20 protein-coding genes and 5 tRNA genes are annotated in these 23,643 nt (G+C 50.9%); 11 read left to right on the top strand and 14 right to left on the bottom strand.

Features of this window, described 5'->3' with window-relative positions; translation table 11 throughout:
• Position 1: 1 nt before the first annotated feature.
• Together F3F96_RS02035 and F3F96_RS02030 are read right to left on the bottom strand one after the other, a co-directional pair.
• Positions 2 to 1,750, bottom strand: a complete 1,749-nt coding sequence (locus tag F3F96_RS02035; protein ID WP_206675244.1) for an ABC transporter ATP-binding protein — start codon at positions 1,748 to 1,750, stop codon at positions 2 to 4.
• A gap of 308 nt (positions 1,751 to 2,058) precedes the next feature.
• A complete protein-coding gene (locus F3F96_RS02030; protein WP_176961568.1) occupies positions 2,059 to 2,976 on the bottom strand; it encodes an NAD-dependent epimerase/dehydratase family protein in 918 nt (305 codons plus the stop codon).
• A gap of 209 nt (positions 2,977 to 3,185) precedes the next feature.
• Between F3F96_RS02030 and alr the strand changes: the two genes are divergently transcribed.
• The 5 genes from alr (at position 3,186) to F3F96_RS02005 (ending at position 7,784) form a co-directional block, all read left to right on the top strand.
• A complete protein-coding gene (gene alr / locus F3F96_RS02025; protein ID WP_176961567.1) occupies positions 3,186 to 4,253 on the top strand; it encodes an alanine racemase in 1,068 nt (355 codons plus the stop codon).
• Positions 4,254 to 4,515: 262 nt separating this feature from the next.
• On the top strand, positions 4,516 to 5,289 hold the full coding sequence (locus F3F96_RS02020; protein WP_176961736.1) for an MlaE family lipid ABC transporter permease subunit: 774 nt from the start codon (positions 4,516 to 4,518) through the stop codon (positions 5,287 to 5,289).
• The gene (locus tag F3F96_RS02015; RefSeq protein WP_176961566.1) at positions 5,286 to 6,083 is read left to right on the top strand and encodes an ABC transporter ATP-binding protein; all 798 of its coding nucleotides are present in this window, start codon (positions 5,286 to 5,288) and stop codon (positions 6,081 to 6,083) included. The genes F3F96_RS02020 and F3F96_RS02015 overlap by 4 nt, the downstream gene beginning before the upstream one ends.
• Positions 6,080 to 6,988: an MlaD family protein gene (locus F3F96_RS02010; protein ID WP_176961565.1), complete on the top strand. Its 909-nt coding sequence runs from the start codon at positions 6,080 to 6,082 to the stop codon at positions 6,986 to 6,988. Before F3F96_RS02015 ends, F3F96_RS02010 begins: the two co-directional genes overlap by 4 nt.
• A gap of 34 nt (positions 6,989 to 7,022) precedes the next feature.
• Entirely contained in the window at positions 7,023 to 7,784 is a 762-nt protein-coding gene (locus tag F3F96_RS02005) for a tetratricopeptide repeat protein (protein ID WP_370465480.1), read from the top strand.
• Between the two features lie 273 nt (positions 7,785 to 8,057).
• On the opposite strand, the gene F3F96_RS02000 is transcribed toward F3F96_RS02005, so the two are convergent.
• From F3F96_RS02000 to F3F96_RS01955, 10 genes are all read right to left on the bottom strand, one after another.
• Positions 8,058 to 8,134 (bottom strand) — tRNA-Asp (locus F3F96_RS02000).
• 25 nt (positions 8,135 to 8,159) lie between these two features.
• A tRNA-Val gene (locus tag F3F96_RS01995) sits at positions 8,160 to 8,235 on the bottom strand.
• A 67-nt stretch (positions 8,236 to 8,302) separates the two neighbouring features.
• A tRNA-Asp gene (locus tag F3F96_RS01990) sits at positions 8,303 to 8,379 on the bottom strand.
• Between the two features lie 101 nt (positions 8,380 to 8,480).
• A tRNA-Val gene (locus tag F3F96_RS01985) sits at positions 8,481 to 8,556 on the bottom strand.
• 55 nt (positions 8,557 to 8,611) lie between these two features.
• Positions 8,612 to 8,884, bottom strand: coding sequence for an HU family DNA-binding protein (locus tag F3F96_RS01980; RefSeq protein WP_176961564.1), 273 nt, complete (start codon positions 8,882 to 8,884; stop codon positions 8,612 to 8,614).
• A gap of 90 nt (positions 8,885 to 8,974) precedes the next feature.
• Complete coding sequence (lon, locus tag F3F96_RS01975; RefSeq protein WP_176961563.1) at positions 8,975 to 11,407, bottom strand: endopeptidase La; 2,433 nt, start codon at positions 11,405 to 11,407, stop codon at positions 8,975 to 8,977.
• Positions 11,408 to 11,487: 80 nt separating this feature from the next.
• Positions 11,488 to 12,759 (bottom strand): ATP-dependent Clp protease ATP-binding subunit ClpX, encoded by a 1,272-nt coding sequence (clpX, locus tag F3F96_RS01970; RefSeq protein ID WP_176961562.1) that lies wholly within the window; start codon positions 12,757 to 12,759, stop codon positions 11,488 to 11,490.
• On the bottom strand, positions 12,743 to 13,363 hold the full coding sequence (gene clpP, locus F3F96_RS01965; protein WP_176961561.1) for an ATP-dependent Clp endopeptidase proteolytic subunit ClpP: 621 nt from the start codon (positions 13,361 to 13,363) through the stop codon (positions 12,743 to 12,745). Before clpP ends, clpX begins: the two co-directional genes overlap by 17 nt.
• A gap of 158 nt (positions 13,364 to 13,521) precedes the next feature.
• Positions 13,522 to 14,847, bottom strand: a complete 1,326-nt coding sequence (gene tig, locus F3F96_RS01960; RefSeq protein WP_176961560.1) for a trigger factor — start codon at positions 14,845 to 14,847, stop codon at positions 13,522 to 13,524.
• An 83-nt stretch (positions 14,848 to 14,930) separates the two neighbouring features.
• Positions 14,931 to 15,014: transfer RNA gene (locus tag F3F96_RS01955), tRNA-Leu, on the bottom strand.
• Positions 15,015 to 15,495: 481 nt separating this feature from the next.
• Between F3F96_RS01955 and purB the strand changes: the two genes are divergently transcribed.
• A complete protein-coding gene (purB, locus tag F3F96_RS01950) occupies positions 15,496 to 16,878 on the top strand; it encodes an adenylosuccinate lyase (protein ID WP_176961559.1) in 1,383 nt (460 codons plus the stop codon).
• Between the two features lie 214 nt (positions 16,879 to 17,092).
• On the opposite strand, the gene ispH is transcribed toward purB, so the two are convergent.
• A complete protein-coding gene (gene ispH, locus F3F96_RS01945) occupies positions 17,093 to 18,019 on the bottom strand; it encodes a 4-hydroxy-3-methylbut-2-enyl diphosphate reductase (protein WP_176961558.1) in 927 nt (308 codons plus the stop codon).
• A gap of 97 nt (positions 18,020 to 18,116) precedes the next feature.
• Here ispH and F3F96_RS01940 point away from each other — a divergent pair, with 97 nt between their 5' ends.
• The 5 genes from F3F96_RS01940 to nth all read left to right on the top strand — a co-directional run bounded on the left by F3F96_RS01940 (position 18,117) and on the right by nth (position 21,509).
• Positions 18,117 to 18,599 (top strand): peroxiredoxin, encoded by a 483-nt coding sequence (locus tag F3F96_RS01940; protein WP_176961557.1) that lies wholly within the window; start codon positions 18,117 to 18,119, stop codon positions 18,597 to 18,599.
• A 1-nt stretch (position 18,600) separates the two neighbouring features.
• On the top strand, positions 18,601 to 19,782 hold the full coding sequence (gene coaBC, locus F3F96_RS01935) for a bifunctional phosphopantothenoylcysteine decarboxylase/phosphopantothenate--cysteine ligase CoaBC (RefSeq protein WP_176961556.1): 1,182 nt from the start codon (positions 18,601 to 18,603) through the stop codon (positions 19,780 to 19,782).
• Positions 19,782 to 20,234 carry a dUTP diphosphatase gene (gene dut / locus F3F96_RS01930; RefSeq protein WP_176961555.1) on the top strand — a complete coding sequence of 151 codons (453 nt, stop codon included), beginning with the start codon at positions 19,782 to 19,784 and terminating at the stop codon, positions 20,232 to 20,234. Before coaBC ends, dut begins: the two co-directional genes overlap by 1 nt.
• A gap of 113 nt (positions 20,235 to 20,347) precedes the next feature.
• Entirely contained in the window at positions 20,348 to 20,845 is a 498-nt protein-coding gene (locus F3F96_RS01925; protein ID WP_241697590.1) for a pilus assembly protein PilP, read from the top strand.
• 25 nt (positions 20,846 to 20,870) lie between these two features.
• On the top strand, positions 20,871 to 21,509 hold the full coding sequence (nth, locus tag F3F96_RS01920) for an endonuclease III (RefSeq protein ID WP_176961733.1): 639 nt from the start codon (positions 20,871 to 20,873) through the stop codon (positions 21,507 to 21,509).
• Positions 21,510 to 21,553: 44 nt separating this feature from the next.
• Here the strand turns inward: nth and F3F96_RS01915 are convergent, their stop codons facing one another.
• Positions 21,554 to 23,641, bottom strand: coding sequence for a PAS domain-containing sensor histidine kinase (locus F3F96_RS01915; protein ID WP_176961554.1), 2,088 nt, complete (start codon positions 23,639 to 23,641; stop codon positions 21,554 to 21,556).
• Positions 23,642 to 23,643 lie beyond the last annotated feature (2 nt).

Genomic DNA, 23,643 nt, shown 5'->3' with positions numbered 1-23,643 from the left:
TTCACGTGGATTCTTTTTTGATGGGTTTAACTTCTTCAATACTGCCGGTCTGCCCGTCTAAACTGGCCAATACAGCTTCAGCCTTACCCTCATTCACCACACAACCGTGGTCAAGGTGGAACAGATAATCACAATGTTCTACGGTTGATAACCGGTGGGCAACGATAAGAATCGTCTTATCACCTTTCAGGGCACGCACAGCATCCATAACACCGCGCTCGGTGGTGGTATCCAAAGCGCTTGTAGCTTCATCCAGCACCAAAACCTGTGGATCATGATAAAGCGCTCTGGCAATACCAATCCGCTGCCTTTGCCCTCCTGAGAGACGCGCCCCTCGCTCGCCTACAATCGTATCCAAACCAAGAGGCAACTCATTGACGAACTCCTCTAACTGGGCAGCAACAATTGCACGCTTGATAGCTGCATCATCAATCTGATCATGCGGCAGCCCAAACGCAACATTGCGGCGAAGGGAGTCATCAGTCAGAAAAATAGTCTGCGGCACATAACCAATCTGATCCTGCCAGCCACGCAGGTTGCCCTTAATATCAATTCCATCAACATAGATACTTCCGTTGCTCGGGCTAAGCAGACCAAGCATAAGGTCTACTAACGTGCTCTTCCCTGCACCACTGCCACCAATAAATCCGACCGAGCTTCCTTTTACAATAGAGAGATTTATATCTTTCAGAGAACGCGTTTCAGAAGATGGATAGGAAAAGTTCACGCCTTCAAGAGTCAGTTTCTCATTAAACAGCACTGGCTTGTCACATTGTTGAGTCGACACATTAGTATCAAACTGCCGCATTTCATTACACAGGGTATCAATAACTGGCAACGCATAGCGCACATTTTGAAACATTCCAATTACCCGAACCGCAGAAGGCATCAGGCGGAATGCAGCAGCTGCAAACAAGCCCAGCGTTGGAACCAAAGCTGACAATGGTTTCCCCTGATTGATCATAACGATCACTAGAGCCGCCAATCCGCAGATAGCAAGGAACTCAAGCAACAATCTAGGCAGTTGCTGAAGCGTTGCCTGCCTCTGGCCAACTCTGGCACTGCCAGTATTATGCATTTGATATTGAGCAAAGAAGTCCGCCTCTCGACCAAGAAGTTTCACATCCTTAGCTCCGCCCAAACCCTCTTGAAGACGCTGAATACGCAACCCTTCATGCACCTGTCTTGCTTCCCCCCAGCGAGAGATATAGTGGCGAGTCAGGCGATGAAACGAAAAACCCGCCATACCAAGCACACTCATCACAATCATTGCACCAACCGGCTCGACAACTAGAAGGAGAGCCATAATACCAATCAAGACCATTAGTTCTGACAGAAGGATCACACCCGCCATAAGCGCTGTATGCGTAAATTGATATGTTTCAGTCAGAATATTTCGAATGAGTTCGGCTGAATTCCGTTGCAAGTGAAACGTATATGGTAAATTCAAATACCCAACAAAAAATCGTTGCGACAAATCTGCCTGAACACCATAGACAAACCGCATCTGCTTCCAAGCCAAATAAGAAAGAAAAAGCACTTTAACAGCATACACACCAACCAACAAAAGCATTCCGATAATAACTAGCTGCTCATGACTGGGGTTACCAATACTATATAACCATGGTTCAAGTGATGGATAGTTCGCGACGAGGTCGTCTTGTGTCATAATAGATAACGCAGGCACTACCAGCCCGATACCCAAAGTTTCCAGCAACATGCCAAGCAACATAAAACCTAGTAAAATCATAGCCGCTCGACGATGCTCTCGAGTAAGCAAATACCATAGCTTCCGAACTATAATCATATTTGGATCAAGCAACCAAAATCTAGTGGCATTTGCACGAGAAGCCCTACTCCTTGCATCAGACAATAATTAAAAAATGTCTTTGCTATAAAACATACGTAAGAATGATGTCACCCCTTTTTCAGAGAGGCAAAGCCCTCGCAACACTCGACTCAAATTACTTGGAATGCAATCCAATTCACAGCATAGGGGTTAGCATTTTGCTCTAATCATCACCCCATACAACAGCTCTTCATTAGGCCAAAGGCACGTCAACAGCGTAAACCACGCAGCCAATTCATTTGCCCTCTAATTCCATCACCCAGAGAAATCTCTGGCTTCCAATTAAATCGATTTTCAGCACGTCTGATATCAAGGACTATCTCTTCCACATCAAATGCCCTCCCTTCCCGATACTGCACCTGCAGCTGCTCATTAACCAAAGATTGAATCAGAGTGATCATCTCATTGATTGAACACCCCATGCCACTTCCTGCATTAAACAAGCCACAGCTTTCACTCTCCAAGGCCATAACACATAAACGAGCAAGATCACTAACATGGATATAGTCGCGCACTATGGAACCATCACCCCATATTTCAATACCTTCATCATGCAATATACATGTTAACAATGTGCCTATCAGACCTTGCAGGCCTGCCCCTCCCTGCCTTGGCCCATAGGGGTTAGAAGGCCGCAGAATAACTGGCTGAAGACCATAGAGATGCTTATACATATGTAGATAATTTTCGATTGCCACCTTCACAACGCCATAGGAACTGATCGGATTCAGGAGACAACTTTCGCTGACCGGAGAGTGTTCAGGGTTGCCGTACACAGTGCCACCGGATGAAAGGTAAAGAATTCTGCTAATATTTTTCTTTCTCATCTGCTCAAGGAGATGCAATGTGTTGATCAGGTTGCTTTCAACATCGGCAACCGGATCAAGATTCGATGTCCCTGGAATGGTAGTGCTAATCAGGTGGCAAACGGCATCAACACCCTGCAGGGCTTCAGCCACTTGGAATGTATCGTTAAAATTCCCCAAGAGGTATTCCACCGTCGGCAAAGGGTGGCGAAAACATTCTGCAGATCGATCAAACACACGAACGCTATGTCCAGCGGCAAGCAGTTGATCCACGACATGTGAACCAATAAAACCATTTCCACCCAAGGCAAGGACTTTCATATCAACTCCTATATTGAAAAAGCACCATCAAATAATCCAATCCCGTTTTCCGACCTGCCTCATCTCGTCTACAGTGAAAAAAACATCAAACCATTAATATGATGACTCAAGCGATTAGCAAGCAATGTTTCAACCCAAACATAGCATTACCATCCCAGCGACAGCAATAAACACTTTATCATTGACCTGAAATCAGCCAAGATTTTCAGATGTCCAGACCAGCCATTGCCCGAATCAATCTCGATCACCTGCGCCATAACTATCGCCTGCTCAAACAAAGAGCGGGAAGAAGTGAAATTATGGCTGTGGTTAAAGCCAACGCCTATGGCCACGAACAGTACCTGGTGGCCCCCACGCTGTTTGAAGAGGGGTGCAGAAACTTCGGCGTTACCGATGCCACAGAGGGCTCGGAGCTGCGCGCTATCATTGGCGAATTAGAGAGTACAGCAATCACCCTGCTCTCAGGCCTGTTCGATGAAGACGATGCCGAACTATGCGTAGATCACAGACTTACACCGGTGATTACAGAACCATATCAAATCAAACTGCTGACCAAAGCAGAGTTCAGCGGTGACATCTGGCTCAAATTCGATTCCGGCATGAACCGGCTTGGCGCAGCTGATCCAGTCGAACTGTTTGCATTGGCTGAAAGCTCCGACCTGCATATCTGCGGATTCATGTCACACCTTGCCTGTGCCGATGAAGCAGAGCATCCGATGAATCTCGCGCAAGCCAACAGCTTCCTCGAGATCTGTAATCATCTCGCACCAGAGACACCGAAATCACTGCTCAACAGTGCGGGTTTGATCTCCCTGCCTGACCACACCTTTGAAGTGGTCAGGCCGGGCATTGCACTCTACGGTGCAGAGCCTGTTGCAGATCAAGCCATGGGACTAAAACCGGCAATGACTCTGACCGGCGAGGTGATGCAGCGCCGCGACATACAACCCGGTGATGCAGTCTCCTATGGTGCCAGTTTCACTGCAGAGCAACCGATGAGCATTGCCGTTATCGGCATGGGGTATGCTGATGGTATTCCTCGCCCACTATCCAACAGGGGCACCGTTTTTATACGTGGCCAGAAATATCCGGTTATCGGACGCGTCTGTATGGACTATACTATGGTTGATATCAGTAACAGTGAGGTGCAAGCGGGGGATCAGGTGGAGTTCTGGGGTGAACACATCTCCGCCAATGAAGTGGCAGCGCAGATCGACACGATCAGTTATACCCTGTTCACCGGCATTGGCGAACGAGTGAGGAGAGTAAGGGCCTGATAATACAGATTTTGATTGAAGCGCTGCAGTGATAAATGAGGCCAGTCAAGGCGCGAGGAGTGAAGTTTGGTAAATCCAAATGAACAACGAGGAACGCTGAATAGCCTCATTTGGCACGCAGCCCTACGGGGCGGGCCATTTTTCCATCCTGCTGTGTTATTGCGCGCTGATGTGCAACAAGGACATTACGCTAACAATGCCTTGCAGGAGCGAAAAAATGACCTCGCCGCTGCAAGCAAAATCAGTGTTAACAGGCCCTAGTGTGATCAACATGCTGTCAGCAACCGGTAAAGTTGTGGAGGGTCTCTGCATCAGATTGGGGCTCTATGCTCACACTTTTGCCCGCGCTGTTAGCAGAATGAACTCCAGACCCTGGCACCTGCGCATGCTGCTGCAGCAGGCTGAACAGGTTGGCGTGCAATCCCTACCCGTCGTACTGCTCACCGCCCTCTTCACAGGCATGGTATTGGCGCTACAGTCCTACATCGTATTTCACCGTTTTTCTGCCGAAAGCCTGACCGGCCTTGTTGTTTCGATGTCGGTCGTGCGTGAACTCGGCCCGGTTCTGGTAGGACTTATGGTGGCAGGCAGAATCGGCGCCTCCTTTGCTGCGGAATTGGGCACCATGCGCGTATCCGAGCAGATCGATGCACTCTGGACCCTCTCCACCGACCCGGTTCGCTATCTGATCATTCCACGCCTGATCGCTGTTACCCTGATGATGCCGCTGCTGGTCATTGTTGCAGATTTTGTCGGCATCTATGGCGGCTATGCCATCAGCGTTCATTTACTCGACCAGAACCCGGCTGTTTATATTGAGAACACCACCCAGTACATGGAGCTTTCCGACTTCTATTCAGGCCTCGTCAAAGCCGCCTTTTTTGGTCTGCTGATTGGCATAATCGGCTGCACGGAGGGCTTTAACTGTAAAGGTGGCGCTGAAGGTGTCGGTATAGCCACCACGCGCGCGGTGGTGATCTCCTGCATGAGTATTCTGATTTCAGATTACTTTCTCACCGCTTGGATGTTCGGATGAATAGCGAGACCCCGCGTATCAGCATAAGAGGCCTGAAAAAACAGTTCGATGACAAGATCATCCTCGACGGTGTCGATCTTGATATCATGTCAGGTAAATCAACCACGGTAATCGGCATGTCCGGCACCGGCAAAAGTGTTTTGATCAAGTGTATTCTTGGCCTGCTCAAACCCGATAGTGGCGAAATACTGATTGATGGAGAGAACTGGCTTGAACTGAAGGAACATGATCAACTGCAGCGCATGCAGCGAGTTGGCATGCTATTTCAGGGTGCAGCTCTGTTTGACTCACTGCCTGTCTGGGAGAATGTCTCCTTTGCGCTGCTGCGCCGGGGCACAAGTAAATCGTCAGCGAAAGAGCGTGCTATTGAAGTTCTGGAATGGGTGGGACTGCATAAGGTTGAAGAGCTTATGCCTGCCGAACTGTCAGGCGGCATGGCCAAGCGCGTAGGGCTGGCACGCACCATATGCCACAAGCCGGACATCGTGTTTTTCGATGAACCTACCACCGGACTTGATCCGATCATGTCCGATGTCATCAACAAGCTGATCGTACGCCTGCATAAAGATTCCGGCGCCACAATCCTCAGTATTACCCACGACATGAAGAGCGCTGCCATGATCAGCGACCATATCGCCCTGCTCTGCCAGGGGCGAATTCATATGCAAATCGCATCTGATGAACTAGACTCTAATCAGGATCCCATGCTCAGACAATTTGTTGAGGGTAAAGCAGAAGGCCCGATCAACTGCAGTTTATGGGGAAAACAGATCGAGGAGGCCGTACAACGATGAACCCACATGCCCGCCTTGGAGCCTTTGTGCTTGCCGCCCTGCTTCTTCTCGCTTTTGCCACCGGCAAAATTGGTGATATCGCCTGGCCCAAACAGGATGATAATGTTGTTGAGGCTGAGTTTGATGATATTCTGGGGTTGGATGTTCAGTCTCCGGTTCGCATGGCAGGTGTTAAAGTCGGCGTTGTACAGGAGATCGATCTCAGAGGCGGTCGTGCCGTAGTTAAAATCGCGCTGAATCCCGGTGTTATGCTGCCTGCATCGACCCGGGCCACTATCATTGGCCGCGGCCTTGTTGGCGAAAAAAACCTCGGCCTCACTGCCACACCCGGTGATACGGAGATCCTGCCTGATGGTGCCATCATCCCTTCTGATCCAGCCGGTGACATCAACACTTTTATAGCTAAAGCATCCGGCATCACCGATGATATCAAAAAACTCACCCAGTCTCTGACCGGCAGCAGGAGCAGTGAAGGCCGTGAATCTTTCCAGCAGGTCATTGCCAACATCAATGCTGCCTCCCAGGAACTGAGTATGATGGTCAAAGAGAACAGATCACAGATCAGAGAGGTCACCACATCACTTCAGCGTCTGATGCAGAAGTTAGAGAAAGATCTGCCGCAGACAACACGCGCCAGTCGAAAATTCTTTGAAGAGGGTGCTAAAGCATCTGAAGCCCTGAACAGCACGCTGCTTGATAACCGTGAAAATCTCTATCGAACCCTCTTTGAACTGCGCAAAACCTCAGAAAATCTTGAAACTTTCTCTGATGATATCAGACGCAACCCATGGAAACTGATGAGTGAAAAGCCTGAAATAAAAGCCAGTAAACGGGCCAGGCAGGAGAAGATGGAAGAGATGTTAATGACCACAGGCAGGATGGGCATTGCGCCTTCACATCAATAATTCAACCGCGTGGCTAAGCTCTTTTGCACTGGCCGTGCCTTTTTTTATCGTTGCACTCACACCTCTCTCAACTCAGGCAGAAACACCATTTCAGGCATCTCAACAGTTCATTGAAACAGGGCAAACCACAGAAGCACGGCGCGCCCTTGAATCAGAGCTTCGCATACGCCCGGATAATGTCGAAGCCCGCTATAATCTGGCCATTATTCTAGAGCAGTCCGGCCACAAATCCGATGCCATATCTCTATACCAGGAGAATTTAGGCATCGCCTGGCATCTGCCCAGCCTGGCTAACCTTGCATCAGCACTGAAAGCGTCAGGCAATACAGCCAAAGCGCAACAGTGGCTTGAGAAGGGAACCAAAAATCTCAGACATGAGGCAACCCCGTGGTATATGCTGGCCGCCATTTCTGAACAGCAAAACAACATCACCAAAGCCACCGCACAATATCGCAAGGCATTGAAAGTCGATCCGCTTAATGGTTTTGCCTACCTTCACTATGCGGCATTTCAATCACGTCACAAACTTGCAGACCATGGCCTAAAACACGGAGACAAAGCCACAAGGCTGCTACCCGATTGCTCCCCCTGCTGGCGCAAATATGGTGACATCCTGCGCAGCTCTAAAATGGAGCAGGAGGCGCTCACCGCCTATCAGCGCAGTCTTGCTATAGAGCCTGAGAAAGAGACGCGTCAGCGGCTTGTAAACACGCTACGTTCGCTTGGTTACAAGCAGCGGGCTGATCAGATGCAGCGAGGGCTGGATATGGGAAGCAAAGATCGAACTGGAAAATAATAGAACGCTGTAAAGACACAGGCTGATGACGGGACTATGTCGGGCTCCGGCCCTCCACCCTGCGGGCCGTCGTCGTGCCTCCGACGTTCAAAATTGCTCCTGCAAATTGTACTCCGGGCTTCCTGCCCTCCACCCCCTGCGGGCCGTCGTCGTGCCTCCGACGTTCAAAATTGCTCCTGCAATTTTGTCAGACCCAATCGGGCCCTCATCGCCATCCGCCTAGCAATATAAAAAAAAGCCCCCGATGCGGATGCATCGAGGGCCTTTTTTATGTGGCGGAGCGGACGGGACTCGAACCCGCGACCTCCGGCGTGACAGGCCGGCATTCTAACCAACTGAACTACCGCTCCATTGAGGTAATCAGTGTTTTCAAGATGGTGGGCGCTGCAGGGTTCGAACCTGCGACCTACGGCTTGTAAGGCCGTTGCTCTCCCAGCTGAGCTAAGCGCCCATCTTCAGCAGGTTAAATCAACCTGCCGGGATTAAAAAAAGAGCCCCCATGACAGGGGCTCACTATGTGGCGGAGCGGACGGGACTCGAACCCGCGACCTCCGGCGTGACAGGCCGGCATTCTAACCAACTGAACTACCGCTCCAGCGGTGGGGGCGCAAAGTAATAACTTACTCCCCGAAAATCAACCAATAAAAAGTTGACCGGAAAAAAGGCTCCGCATCAGATGCACAGAGCCTTTATAAATGGTGGGCGCTGCAGGGTTCGAACCTGCGACCTACGGCTTGTAAGGCCGTTGCTCTCCCAGCTGAGCTAAGCGCCCGAAAAAAACAAGGGCTAAATAGCCCTTGTTCCTCGAAATGTTCTGCTCTCAGGTGTTACTTAACTGCGTCTTTAAGAGCTTTACCGGCTTTAAACTTAGGAGCCTTAGATGGGCCAACTTCGATAGCTTCACCAGTACGTGGGTTACGTGCTGTACGTGCTGCACGCTCCGCTACTGAGAAAGTACCAAAACCAACGATGCTTACTGAATCGCCGCCAGCCAGAGCGCCACTAATACCGCTCAGAACTGCTTCGACAGCATCACCAGCTGCACTTTTGCTAAGGTCCGCTGATGCGGCCACGTGGTTTACCAAATCTGCTTTATTCATTCATTCCTCCCGCTGCGTTCAATGGGTCGCGAACTATAAGCAATAGACCCCATATCCTGTCAACCAGTATTTTTGATTTTTTCTCTATTTTCAATGCGCCACCGTTGAGCTGTCATCCAGATAGATATCGCCAACGCTCCCCGGCACAAAATTCCCGGACATACTCATACCTGCAGGCAAGCGAGTCAAGGCGTGTTCTAGCACTTTATCCATGTTTGGCACTATATGAATGCTCAATCCCTGCAAAATATCCTTATGAATATCTTTCAGGTCTTTTTCATTCTCTTCAGGGATGATTGCTTCAGTCAAACCACCGCGGTGGGCAGCCAGAAGTTTCTCCTTCAAACCACCGATTGGTAGTGCCTTACCTCGCAGGGTGATCTCTCCGGTCATGCAGACATTACGTCTGACAGGGATGCCTGTCAAAGCTGAAACAATCGAGGTTGCCATAGCAAGGCCAGCCGATGGCCCATCCTTAGGGATAGCACCTTCAGGCACATGCACATGGATATCCACCTTCTGATGGAAATCAGGCTTCAGACCCAGCTCAGAAGCACGTGAGCGCACGTAGGTCAGTGCTGCCTGAATCGACTCCTGCATCACATCACCCAGCTGACCTGTCACTGTAAGTTTGCCCTTACCAGGCATCAGTGCGGTTTCGATCTGCAGCAGCTCGCCACCTACCTCTGTCCAGGCAAGACCGGTTACCACACCAATCTGATCCAGCTCTTCAGCCAGACCAAAGCGGTGCTTTCGCACGCCAAGGAAATCCTCAACATCACTTGCTGCCACACGAATAGGCTCTTTTCCTGCCGACTGCACATACTTACGTGCTACCTTGCGGCAGAGCTTGGCCAGTTCACGGGAGAGACCGCGCACACCGGCTTCACGTGTGTAGTAACGGATAATCTCAGTCAGCACATCATCTTCAATCACCAACTGACTCTCATCCAGCCCATGATTCTTGAGCTGCTTCTCAAGCAGATAGCGACGTCCGATCTCAAGCTTCTCATGTTCGGTGTAACCTGAGATGGAGATAATCTCCATACGATCAAGCAGTGGCCCGGGAATATTGTAACTATTGGCCGTGGTAATAAACATCACATCTGAGAGATCGTAATCAACCTCCAGATAGTGATCGTTAAAACTATGGTTCTGCTCGGGGTCAAGCACCTCAAGCAGTGCGGAGGATGGGTCACCGCGGAAATCAGCGCCCAGCTTGTCGATCTCATCGAGCAGGAAGAGCGGGTTTTTCGTGCCCGCCTTCTTCATCGACTGAATCACCTTGCCCGGCATCGAGCCGATATAGGTACGGCGATGCCCCCTGATCTCGGCTTCATCGCGCACGCCGCCCAGACTCATACGTACATATTCACGTTTGGTTGCTCGCGCAATGGATCTGGCCAGTGAGGTTTTACCCACGCCCGGAGGGCCTACAAAGCAGAGGATCGGCCCTTTCATCTTACGTACCAGATGCAGCACTGCCAGATGCTCGAGAATGCGTTCCTTCACCTTCTCAAGACCGTAATGGTCATCTTCCAGTATCTTCTCGGCAGCAGTGATATCTTTATTGACACGGGAACGCTTCTTCCACGGAATATCAATCAACCAGTCGAGATAGTTGCGTACCACGGTTGCTTCCGCGCTCATCGCAGGCATCATTTTCAGTCGCTTAAACTCAGCTTCGGCCTTCTCTTTGGCTTCCTTGCTCAGGCCCAGCTTCTGGATCTTCTCTTCCAGCTTGAGCAGGTCGCTCTCGCCATCTTCATCCCCGAGCTCTTTCTGGATCGCTTTCATCTGCTCAGAGAGGTAATACTCGCGCTGGCTCTTCTCCATCTGACGCTTAACGCGGCCACGGATGCGTTTATCCACCTGCAGCAGCTCCATCTCATCTTCCATATGACCATACAGACGCTCAAGACGACCGATCACACTGCGCAGCTCAAGCAGCTCCTGCTTCTCTTCAATCTTCAGATTCAGGTGTGCTGCAATGGTATCGGCAAGTTTATCCACCTCATCCACGGCAGATACAGAGACCATCACCTCAGGAGGCAACTTCTTGTTCAGCTTCACATAGGATTCAAATTTATTAATCAGCGAGCGGGCAACAGCATCGAGCTCCTGCTCATCATCACTGATCTCCTGCATAGGAGAGAAACGGGCACGCAGAAAATCACCCTCAACGAACATCTCATCAATGCAGATGCGTTCGCCACCTTCAACCAGCACCTTGATTGTGCCATCAGGCAGTTTCAACAGCTGCAGAATATTACCGATCGTGGCGATCTGATAGAGATCATCGATACCGGGATCGTCGTGCTGGGCATCCTTCTGAGCCAGCAGCACAATCCTCTTGCCGCTACCCATCACATCTTCCAGTGCCTTAACCGATTTTTCGCGCCCGACAAAAAGCGGCACGATCATGTGCGGGAAGACCACAATATCTCTGAGCGGCAGTACCGGCAGGATATCTTCTACCTCCTGCGTCACCTCAGCTTGCTTCTCTTTGGAAAATTCAGCCACCTGTTACTCCTTAAGCCAGAAACACAAACCCTGCGGCAAGCCACAGGGAATGAAAACCATAATCAATCGTAGTAATAAGATCAGGACGCGGCCTCTGCCACCTGATCATCCTGATCTCCTTTGAGCATCAGTACCGGTTTACTTTTGTTTTCAACAGCTTCGCGGTTGACCACACACTTCTCAACATTGGTCATGCTCGGAATATCATACATCACATCCAGCATCACCGACTCCATGATGGCGCGCAGGCCACGTGCACCTGTTTTACGTAAAATGGCCTTTTCGGCAATCGCTTCGAGTGCGTCATCCGTAAACGAAAGATCCACATCATCATATTTCATCAGTGCAGCATACTGTTTTACCAGCGCATTTTTTGGCTCAGTCAAGATACGCAGAAGCGCATCTTTATCCAGCAAGCCCAATGTTGCCACGGCAGGAAGACGCCCTACCAACTCAGGAATCAGACCGAACTTGATCAGATCTTCAGGCTCCACCTGACTTAAAATCACACCGATATCTTTCTCGCTATCAGCAACCACCTCAGCACCAAAACCGATGGAGCGGGGTTTACCTTTCACTTCAATCAGTTTTTCCAGGCCGGCAAATGCGCCGCCGAGAATAAACAGGATATTGGTCGTATCAACCTGCATGAACTCCTGCTGTGGATGTTTGCGACCACCCTGTGGCGGAACTGCCGCAACGGTACCCTCAATCAGCTTGAGTAGCGCCTGCTGCACACCTTCACCGGAGACATCACGTGTGATTGATGGCCCTTCAGACTTACGGGAAAGTTTATCGATCTCATCAATATAGATGATGCCACGCTGCGCCTTTTCGACATCGTAATCAGCAGCCTGCAACAGCTTAAGAATAATATTTTCAACATCTTCACCGACATAACCGGCTTCGGTCAGTGTTGTAGCATCAGCCATCACAAACGGCACATCAAACACACGCGCCAGTGTCTGTGCCAGCAGTGTTTTACCACAACCGGTCGGCCCCAGCAGCAGCACATTGGATTTAGAAATTTCCACATCAGAGGTCTCATTGTGGGCAATGCGTTTATAGTGGTTATAGACCGCAACCGATAGCAGGCGCTTGGAGGCCTCCTGACCAATCACATACTCATCAAGAAAGTTTTTAATCTCCAGAGGTTTTGGCAGACCACCCTCTTCTTTGCCCTCTTTCGGCTCACCGGAAAGCTCTTCAACGATGATCTCATTGCATAGCTCAATACACTCATCACAGATGAAAACGGTAGGGCCGGCAATCAACTTCTTTACATCGTGCTGCGATTTTCCACAAAACGAACAGTATAGCGTGTTATCTCCGCCGTTACTCTGTGTCGCCATCAGGACCTCCAGTCACTATTTCCGCTCGGGAAGTGAGCACCTTATCAATCAAACCGTAACTCTCCGCTTCCTGTGCGGTGAGGAAATAATCCCGCTCCACATCATCGGTGATCTTCTCCAGCGGCTGACCGGTATGCTCGGCCATCATCTCATTCAAACGATCTTTAAGTTTAAGGATTTCACGTGCATGAATTTCAATATCGGTCGCCTGACCCTGGAAACCACCCAGTGGCTGGTGGATCATAATGCGGGCATTGGGCAGTGCGAAACGTTTCCCCTTGGTGCCTGCTGAGAGCAGATGCGCACCCATACTGGCGGCCTGACCCACGCAGAGTGTTGATACATCGCAGCGGAGATAGTTCATGGTATCGTAAATAGCCAGTCCGGCAGTCACCAGTCCGCCGGGGCTATTGATATAGATAAAGATATCTTTATCCGGCCCTTCAGACTCAAGAAATAGCAGCTGTGCAATAATCAGATTGGCCATATGATCATCAACCTGACCATTAAGGAAAATGATACGCTCTTTCAACAGACGGGAGAAGATGTCGTAGGAACGCTCTCCACGTGCAGTTTGCTCCACAACAACCGGAACCAGATTCATAAACTCTCCTTTATCACAATCGATCAATAGTTTTGCGGCTCAGCATAAAGTATACGCAGGCAAAAGTCATAGCACGCAGCTTGCCAAAGGCTCGCAAAGCCGTCCACTATGATAAAAAAAGAGACCCTCTCCCTTTCAGGAGCAGGGTGCCCGGAGAATTAGCGTTCCTGTTCAGCCTGCCAGACAGAGAGTGGTTTGGTCACAGATTTTGTCTTGGCCTGGGAAACAATATAATCAACACAACGACGCTCCAGCAGTGCATCACGCATGGAAGCCATCTGATCCTGCTGCGATTTGATCCACTCTTTAAACTGGCCGCGCTGCGCCTCTGGATACTGGGCAGACTGGCGATCAATTTCAGCATCAACCTCTGCATCATCAAGCGTCAAACCACCGACTTCGCGAACTTCCTGAAGCAGTACGGAGAGTTTCAAACCACGCTCAGAGCGGATACGAATCTCAGCGTTGAACGCTTCGTCTTTAAACATTTCAGGGGTAACTTCCAGACCCTGCTGTTTCATATTCTGACCCACGCGCACTGCGGTCTCTTTTACATCCTGCTCAATCAGCGCCTCAGGCAACTCAATCGCATTGGCATCAAGCAGCGCATCAAGTGCCGCCTCACGGGTAACCTGATGAGAAGCCTCTTTGGCCTCTTCAGTCAGACGGGTGCGGGCATCTTCACGCAGGGCTGCCGCATCATCAAAACCGAGCATTTTCGCCAGCTCATCATCATTCTCAGCGGTGAGCGGTTTGCCCACAGTTTTGAGGGTAGTGGCAAAACTTGCAGCTTTACCTGCAAGATGAGCGGCCTGATAGTCGGCAGGGAAGGTCACTTCAATCATGACATCATCACCGGCTTTTTTGCCAGCCAACTGCTCTTCAAAACCGGGAATGAAACGGCCTTCGCCGAGCACCAGAGGAACATCCTCACCCTTGCCACCTGCAAACTCTTCGCCATCAATCGAACCTACGAAATCGATATGCAGCTGATCACCACTCTCTGCAGGACGCTCTGCCTCTGCCTCAAACTTCACCTGAGACTTCTGCAAACGTGTAACCACCTGATCGACGTCAGCGTCATCCACTTCAACGGTTGTTGTCTCGAACTTCAGCTTGTCCAGTGCATTCAACTTAATTTCAGGCCATGTGGTTACTTTCATGGTGAATGCGAACCCGCCCTCTTCCGGTGCAGGTACAATCTGCAGCTGCGGCTGCACAGCAGGGGTAAGGCCGGAGGACTCAATGGCAGCGATAAAGTGCGTCTGAATCAATTCAGAGATGCTATCTTCACGGATCTGGGGGCCGAACTGCTTATTAATCACGCCATTCGGAGTTTTGCCCGGACGAAATCCCGGAAGTTTAGCCTTCTGCATCACCTTTTTGGTCTGCTCAGCGTAGATGCGATCAAACTCGCTCTGCGCCACAACCACGTGCACTTCATGCTCATTATTACCAAGGGACTTCACTTCTGTCTGAATCATTGCCATCTCCAAATATGCAGGATCTCACCTGCTACTTATCACTGAACAAGTAGAAGGCAGGGTCACCTTCTATCTATAATAAATGGTACGAGGAGGGGGACTCGAACCCCCACACCAAAGGTACTGGTACCTAAAACCAGCGCGTCTACCAATTCCGCCATCCTCGCTCAAGGGCCTGTTAACACTGATTTCGATGGCGGCGATTCGGTCATTTTTGTGGCCCTGCAAGGCACTGCACGCGAAGTGTGCTTGTTGCACATAAGCATGCAGTAACGCAGCAGGACGGAAAAATGGACAATCCCTTCGGGCTGCGCACCAGATGAGATCACTCAGCGTAGCTCGGAATTCGTTTGGAATCACCAAAGTTCATTCTTCGCGCCTTGATTGGTCTCATCTGGTACAGCAGCGCCAACACCTAAATCAGTATTAACAGGCCCTGTGTTTCACAAAAAAGGAGTAAGACCGAGTCTTACCCCCTGCAAAACGGAGGCGAATAATGCCACCGCCTTAATCGAAATCAAGAAACGGCATCATGTTTCACAATCCAGACACAAAGATGCCTTTGGAAATAGCGCCATTGATGTGTATCTTTCGCCCCCGCAAAAGCTGAGCAGCACCTATACTGACTATTGTTACACTGGAGTCCCCATGCAGGTTTCACCTCTTACCGCCCTATCACCACTGGATGGCCGCTATGCCGGCAAAACCGGGGCACTGCGTCCGATCTTCAGTGAATATGGTCTGATCAAGGCGCGTGTGACTGTTGAAGTACGCTGGCTGCAGATGCTGGCCGCCAATAGTGAGATCAGCGAAGTCCCTGCATTCTCGACCCAGGCGCAAGCCTTTCTTGATGCCATTGTCTCCGACTTCTCTATAGCCGATGCCAACCGTGTGAAAGAGATCGAAGCCACCACCAACCACGATGTAAAAGCGGTTGAATATCTTCTCAAGGAGAAGGTGGCCAGCAATGCGGAGCTGTCAGCGATCTCAGAATTCTTCCATTTTGCCTGCACCTCTGAAGATATTAATAACCTCTCTTATGCACTGATGCTTAATGAAGCACGCCAGAGTGTGCTGATCCCTGAGATGCAGAAAATTGTTGATGCCATCGCTGCCGGTGCCAAAACCCATGCCGATCAGCCACTGCTGGCGCGCACCCACGGCCAGACCGCGAGCCCGACCACCATGGGAAAAGAGTGGGCCAATGTCGCCTACCGCCTCTCCCGCCAGCTTAAACAGATTGAAAATGCCGAGGTACTGGGCAAAATCAACGGTGCAGTCGGCAACTACAACGCCCATCTGGCCGCCTACCCTGAACTGAACTGGGAAGCCATTGCCAAAAACTTTGTTGAATCCCTTGGCATCAGCTGGAACCCGTACACCATCCAGATCGAACCGCACGACTACATTGCTGAGATCAACAATAGTGCGGCCCGCTTCAACACCATCCTGATCGATTTCAGTCGGGATATCTGGAGCTACATCTCACTCGGTTACTTCAAACAGAAAGTGATTGCTGGTGAGGTCGGTTCATCCACCATGCCACATAAGGTCAACCCGATCGATTTTGAAAATGCCGAAGGCAACCTTGGCCTGGCCAATGCGGTGCTGGCACATCTGGCTGAAAAACTGCCGATCTCACGCTGGCAGCGTGATCTGACCGACTCCACCGTACTACGCAATCTCGGTGTCGGTTTTGGTTACTCGATTCTCGCCTATAGCTCAGCGATGCGCGGATTCAGCAAACTGGAGATCAATGCCGAGCGCATCAATGCTGATCTTGATGCCAGCTGGGAGGTTCTCGGCGAAGCGGTGCAGACGGTCATGCGTCGCTATGGTCTGGAGAATCCATACGAGCAGATGAAAGCCCTGACCCGTGGTAAAGGCATCACACCCGAGCGCCTGCGTGAATTTATCGAAACACTGGCGATCCCGGCCGATGCCAAGCAGTCACTGATTGAGATGACACCTGCCACCTACATCGGCAACGCCGCCGATCAGGCTAAAAACATCGATAATTTTCTGAAATAGTTACAAAAAACATAAAATCGAACCACGAATGCACACAAATCAACACGAATAAGAGAGGCCGTACTGGTTGAATATCTTTAAATTCGTGCTCATTTGTGTCTACAAGGTGAATGTACCACTATGCAGAGAAGGTGGTCAGGGCCATTCGTGGTTCTGAATGTATGCACTGAATTGTTACCCTCTTTTTAATACTAAACCCATCAAAATAAGAAATTCAGCGCAGCTCAGTCGGCAGACTGAAGGTAACATTCTCCTCACGTACCTTAAGCACTTGCGGAGCAGCAAAACCACGTGCCTTCAGCCACTCACTCACCTGCTCAACCAGCACTTCCGGTGCAGATGCACCGGCCGAGATACCTATGCGGTCATCAAAACCGAACCAGCCAGGTTCGATATCTTCACAACCATCAATCAGATAGGCGGAGCAACCCGAACGTTCAGCCACTTCACGCAAGCGATTCGAGTTGGATGAGTTTTTGGAGCCTATCACCAGCACCACATCAGAATTAGCAGCCAGCTCTTTGACCGCCGCCTGACGGTTGCTGGTGGCATAACAGATATCTTCACGTTTCGGGCTTTGAATATTGGGGAACCGTGTTTGTAACGCGGCAATCACATCGGCCGTATCATCAACACTAAGTGTGGTTTGGGTAACATAGGCAACCCTCTCCGCATCTGCAACTTCAAGCTGCTCGACATCCTCAGGTTGTGAAACCAGCAACACAGAACCCTCTGGTGCCTGCCCCATTGTGCCCTCTACTTCAGGATGTCCGGCATGGCCGATCAAAATCACCTGATCACCATTCTGATAGTGGCGCAGCAGCTCAAGATGCACCTTGGTCACCAGCGGACAGGTAGCATCAATCACACGCAGACCACGCACATCGGCACTGCTACGCACCGACTTACTCACACCATGGGCTGAGAAAATCAGCAGCGAATTATCCGGTGCATCATCCACCTCAGCGATAAACACCGCCCCTTTCGCCTTCAACCCTTCAACGACAAATTTGTTATGGACGATCTCATGACGCACATAAACCGGTGCGCCGTAGACCTCCAGCGCCCGCTCAACAATCTCGATAGCGCGATCCACACCGGCACAGAAACCACGCGGCTCAACCAACAGCACCTGACTCATAAACATATCTCCATGTGGCGAAGGCTAGCATCGTGTCCTATGCTTGCGCATCCGATAATCCAGTTTTGGACTGACAACCTCAGCCAAGGAGCTTTAAATGAGCACATACACCATCAATCCCGGCGATGCCGCACCAGCCGATATCGAGCTGCAGACTTGGCCTGAAGGCACACTTAAGCTGGCTGATCTGAAAGGCAAGTGGGTCATTCTCTACTTCTATCCGAAAGACAGCACCTCCGGTTGCACCACCGAGTCATGTGAGTTTCGCGATGCCCTGCCCGACTTCTCCGCTGCCGATGCAGCCATTGTCGGTGTCAGTCGTGATTCCGTGAAATCACACCAGAACTTCGTTACCAAACAGGATCTCAACTTCCCGCTTATCTCTGATCCTGATGAAACACTCTGCAAAGCCTTTGATGTTCTGCAGATGAAGATGAACTACGGCAAAGAGTACCTTGGCATTGAGCGCTCCACTTTCATCATCAACCCTGAAGGTGTGATTACTAACGTCTGGCGCAAAGTGAAGGTTGCCGGTCATGTTGAAGAGGTGCTGAACACTCTGAAGGAAGCACAGAGCTAACATGTTACAGAACAGACGCATCCTCATCGGCATCGGTGGCGGCATTGCCGTCTACCGCGTGGCCGAGCTTGCCCGCCTGCTGATCAAGGCAGGGGCAGAGGTGCGTTGCATCATGACCCGCTCGGCAACCGAGTTTGTTTCACCACTGACTTTTGAGGCTTTGACAGGCAATGAGGTGCACACAGAGCTTTTTGATCTGACATCTGAGCGTAATATGGGCCACATTCAACTGGCACGCTGGGCTGATGCCGTAGTGATCGCACCGGCCACGGCCAATATTCTGGCCCGGCTTGCATATGGTATCGCCGATGACCTGCTGACCACCATGATGCAGGTCAATGAGGCACCAATTCTACTTGCTCCTGCCATGAACAGCTCGATGTGGGAGTCCGATGCCACCTGCCGCAATGTTGAAACACTCAAAGCGCGCGGCATATCATTTATCGGCCCTGAAGCGGGGACACTGGCCTGCGGAGAACAGGGAACAGGCCGCCTCTCTGAACCGGAAGCGATTGTCGCGGCACTGCAACCGCTGCTCTGGCAAGATCAGGCTCTGAAAGGTCAACAGTGGGTGATCAATGCCGGACCGACTGTCGAGGCGTGGGATGCCGTGCGCGTGTTGACCAATCGCGCCAGCGGCAAACTCGGTGCACAGCTTGCCTCAACTGCCACAGCCATGGGAGCAGCGGTTACACTTATTGCAGGCCCGGGAACCCCTCATACTCATCCGCAGGTGAAACGCATCGATGTTGAATCTGCAGATGATATGCTCAGTGCATGCCTGAAAGCAGCCAGAGGTGCCGATACATTTATCGCCACAGCCGCCGTCAGTGATTTCCGTTTTCATGAGATGTATACCGAGAAGATGAAACGCGGCGGCACAACCAGCATGCATGTCGAACTGATCGCCAACCCCGATATCGTCGCCCACATCGCCAAGATGGAGAAGCGCCCGTCTCACGTCATCGCCTTTGCCGCTGAATCGTCCAACCATATCGCGTATGCAAAGAGCAAACTGTCGCAAAAAAATGTCGATGCGATTGTTGCTAACGATGTCAACAACATGGGATCGCACAATGCCAGCGGCTGGTGGATCACTCCGCAGAGCGAAACCACGATCGACACAGTCAGCAAACAGGCCTTTGCCGAACAGATTATTCAACACATTACGGAGCTAAAGTGATGAGCAACCCGAAAGTACAGATTCAACGACTACCTCATGGTGAAGGTATTGATCTCCCCTTCTACGCCACCACCCACGCGGCGGGAGCCGATCTTCGCGCAGCGGTTGATGATGATGTGATCATTCAACCCGGAGAGACAGCACTGATCAAAACCGGTTTCGCCATGGCCCTGCCTGATAATTTTGAAGCCCAGGTTCGTCCCCGTTCAGGTCTTGCCCTGAAATTCGGCATCACCGTGCTCAATACACCGGGCACCATCGATGCCGACTACCGTGGCGAGGTGGGTGTAATCCTGATCAACCACGGCAAAGAACCATTCACTGTCAGCCGTGGCGACCGCATCGCCCAGATGATCATTGCCCCGTTTGTGCAGGCTAATTTCGAAGCAGTTTCAGAGCTTTCTGAAACCCAGCGCGGTAGCGGCGGTTTTGGCAGCTCCGGCAGAAAGTAGAGGCAGCGTGCATCCGGCTGGCCTCAGATTTGCTTTGCATCACATTGATAACAATGCTCTAATTCACAGACGATCTGCATAAACGTCTGTTTTATGGCAGCAGGGAGATAACGATGAAGTTTTGGGCCGGTCTGTTGGCGGTATGTTTAACAGGTGCTTTTACGGCATCGGCAGAAGATGCTGTCACATCAGAAGAGGGATCGATGCCTGATGCCATGCAGCATCTGGTTACCGCCCCTGAGATCGATTTTGCCAATCTGCGTGATCCTTTCGCCTCCTATCTGGTGCGTGTCGCTTCACGTGGTCAGAGCGCCCTGCTCAATAGCAAAACCCGCCTCTCCAACCGCGAACGCGAAAAACTCGAAGATTATGATCTCTCCACACTGAAGCTGGTTGCCATATTCTCAATGGGTGGTGAGCGCGTAGGTATGGTGCAGGATGGCACTGCCAAGGGTTATATCGTACGTCGCGGTAACTACATGGGTAAAAACAACGGTAAGATCGAGAAGATCACCGGTGATACCCTCTTCCTCGTTGAACAGGTGCTCAATCCCGCCGGTGAGATTATCGATCGTCAGGTCAATCTGACCATGAACGAAGTTAACGAGTAACAGTCCCCCTCACATGGCAAAACGCATGACGACTGCCAATGTGCGGCGTTTCTTTGAACACCTGCAATCCATTGATCCTGAACCGGTCACCGAACTTAACTACAGCAATGATTTCGAACTGCTGGCAGCCGTGATGCTCTCAGCCCAGTCCACGGATGTGGGTGTCAACAAAGCCACCGCCAAACTCTATCCGGTTGCCAATACGCCGCAGATGATTCTCGATCTTGGTGAGGCGGGACTGAAATCCTATATCGCCACCCTCGGGCTTTATAACAGCAAAGCAAAGCACTTGATGGAGACCTGTGCGATGCTGGTTGAGCTGCACAATGGTCAGGTTCCTCGCACCCGCAAGGAGCTGGAAGCACTGCCGGGCGTAGGCAGAAAAACCGCCAATGTGGTGCTTAACGTACTATTCGGTGAACCGACCATGGCGGTGGATACCCACATCTTCCGGGTCGGCAACCGCACCGGCATAGCACCGGGTAAAACGCCACTGGATGTGGAGAAGGGACTACTGAAAAGAATCCCCAAAGAGTTTATGCAGCATGCCCACCACTGGCTGATCCTGCATGGCCGCTACACCTGTACTGCCCGAAAACCCAAATGCCACACCTGCGCCGTAGCCGCAGAATGCACCTGGCCCGAAAAACCAACTGCTATTTAAGTCGTAATGAATCACCGCTTCCGGCCTTCGATTCAAATTATTCTTTAGGTTAACAGCGACCGCATTGCAGCATTAAGTTGATCGGGCGGAAATGGCTTTGATAGAACGCGTGTATTATCCATCTCTCCATGTTCATCCAGCACATGCTCACGATCATATCCGGTCATAAATATAATAGGCAGATCAGGCCGCAATCGGCGCAACTTCTCAGCAGCCGTCCAGCCGCTCACCTTCGGCATCACCATATCAAGCAGAACCAGATCAACTTCATTTCGATGCTCAATAAAAAGATCCAGCAACCTGGAGCCATCTTCGGCCTCAATAACGCGATAACCCATGTTCTTCAGGGTTTCTGAGGTGACTTCACGAACCATGGCATCATCATCAGCGATAAGAATCAACTCACCACGAGATTCAAGGCTCGGCACCTCTTCATCACTACTGGCTATATCATCAATCTCCGCCTTATGAAGTGGCAGATAGATATGTATTGCCGTGCCAGCATCAGGCTGACTATCAATCTCAACCAGCCCGTCAAAGCCTTGCACTGCACCATACACCATGGAGAGCCCAAGTCCGGTACCTTCACCAACCTCTTTGGTGGTATAAAACGGCTCAAACACGCGCTTCTGTATCTCCTCATCCATTCCACAGCCATTATCGCGCACCGTTAATCGAACAAGCTCCATCCCGGAAAAGTGTTGGTTGCGTAACTTGAACAGCTCATCGGGGATAAACCGCTCCAACTCAATGCTGATCTCAGGTTGTCGGATGGCGGCTACAGCATCACGGGCATTACTTAACAGGTTAAGAATGACCTGCTGAATTTGCGTGGCATCGGCCAATACCACCATAGATTCTGTTTCCAGCTGGACATCGAGTTGAATGGTCTCTGGAATGGTTACCCGAGCCACGCTACTACTGAACTGCTGCACAAGGCGATTCAAATCCAGATAGTCATGCCGAACGAGATCCTTGCGAGCAAACACCAGCATCTGAGAGATCATGGTCGCTGCATCAAGGCTGAGCTTTTCTATCACATCCAGTTTAGAAACAACCTCTGGCCTGTCTGCACTGGCTTTTCTGGCCAGATAGAGGTTACCGGTGATGCCGGCCAGCATATTGTTGAAATCATGCGCGATGCCGCCAACCAGTGTTCCGATCGCCTCCATCTTCTGGGATTGCCTGAGCTGCTCCTCGAGCTCGAGTTGCTCGGTAATGTCGGTAAACACACCAACATAATGGGTGATATGTTGGCGAGTATCGCGAATACAACTAATCGAGAGTCGCTCGGCATACTCTTCACCACTCTTCTTGCGATTCCAGACAATACCCTGCCACTGCCCCTTATGAACAATCTCCTGCCACATCTGTTCATAAAAAAATCTATCCTGCCGCCCGGACTGCAGGATGCGCGGATTTTTTCCGATCACTTCATGCTTCTGATAGCCGGTGGTCTTCTCAAAACAGGGGTTAACGCTAATAATCAGGCCAGCGCTGTCGGTCACAATCACCGCCTCCTGAGCCGTCTGAATCACCTTATCGGCCAGACGAAGGTTCGCCTCTGCCGCCACTCTTTCACTGATATCGGTGATCACCATCAATACCAGCACGTCGCAGGAGATATCCTCATGCTTCAATGTTGCTGAACGCCCCTCAATCAGCACATCCATTACCTTGTTATCCGAGCACTCCATGCGCAGCTCCAGCTCTTTGCCATCCGGTGCATTGTAAAAAGCGCGGTATCGTCCTAAATAGATATCCCGGTCACCGGGATAGATGAAATTCTGCAACGACTTGCCAATCAGATCAGAGAGCTGAACCTTTAGCATCTGTGCCATCCTGGCATTGGCTTCACGCACTATCCCATCGCGGTCCAGAGAGACATAACCGACCGGCGCCTCGTGATAGAGGTAGGAGAAACGATCGCGCGAGGCCGCGAGCGCCTGCTGGCTTGCCCGCAACTCCTCATTCTGAATCTCCAGCTCGGCCTGATAGACCTGCAGCTCATGAATCAGATCATGCGCCGCATCAATTTCATGAACCCGCTGCGGATCCTCACGCAGCAGCTCCTCGGCCTGATCTTTTAGCCTTGAAAAGCGCGCATCAAACTCTCGAGATTTCCCCTCCATGC

It is taken from the genome of Mariprofundus sp. NF, from assembly GCF_013387455.1.
Taxonomy (GTDB): Bacteria; Pseudomonadota; Zetaproteobacteria; order Mariprofundales; family Mariprofundaceae; genus Mariprofundus.
This window is presented reverse-complemented; position numbering and strand designations above follow the sequence as displayed.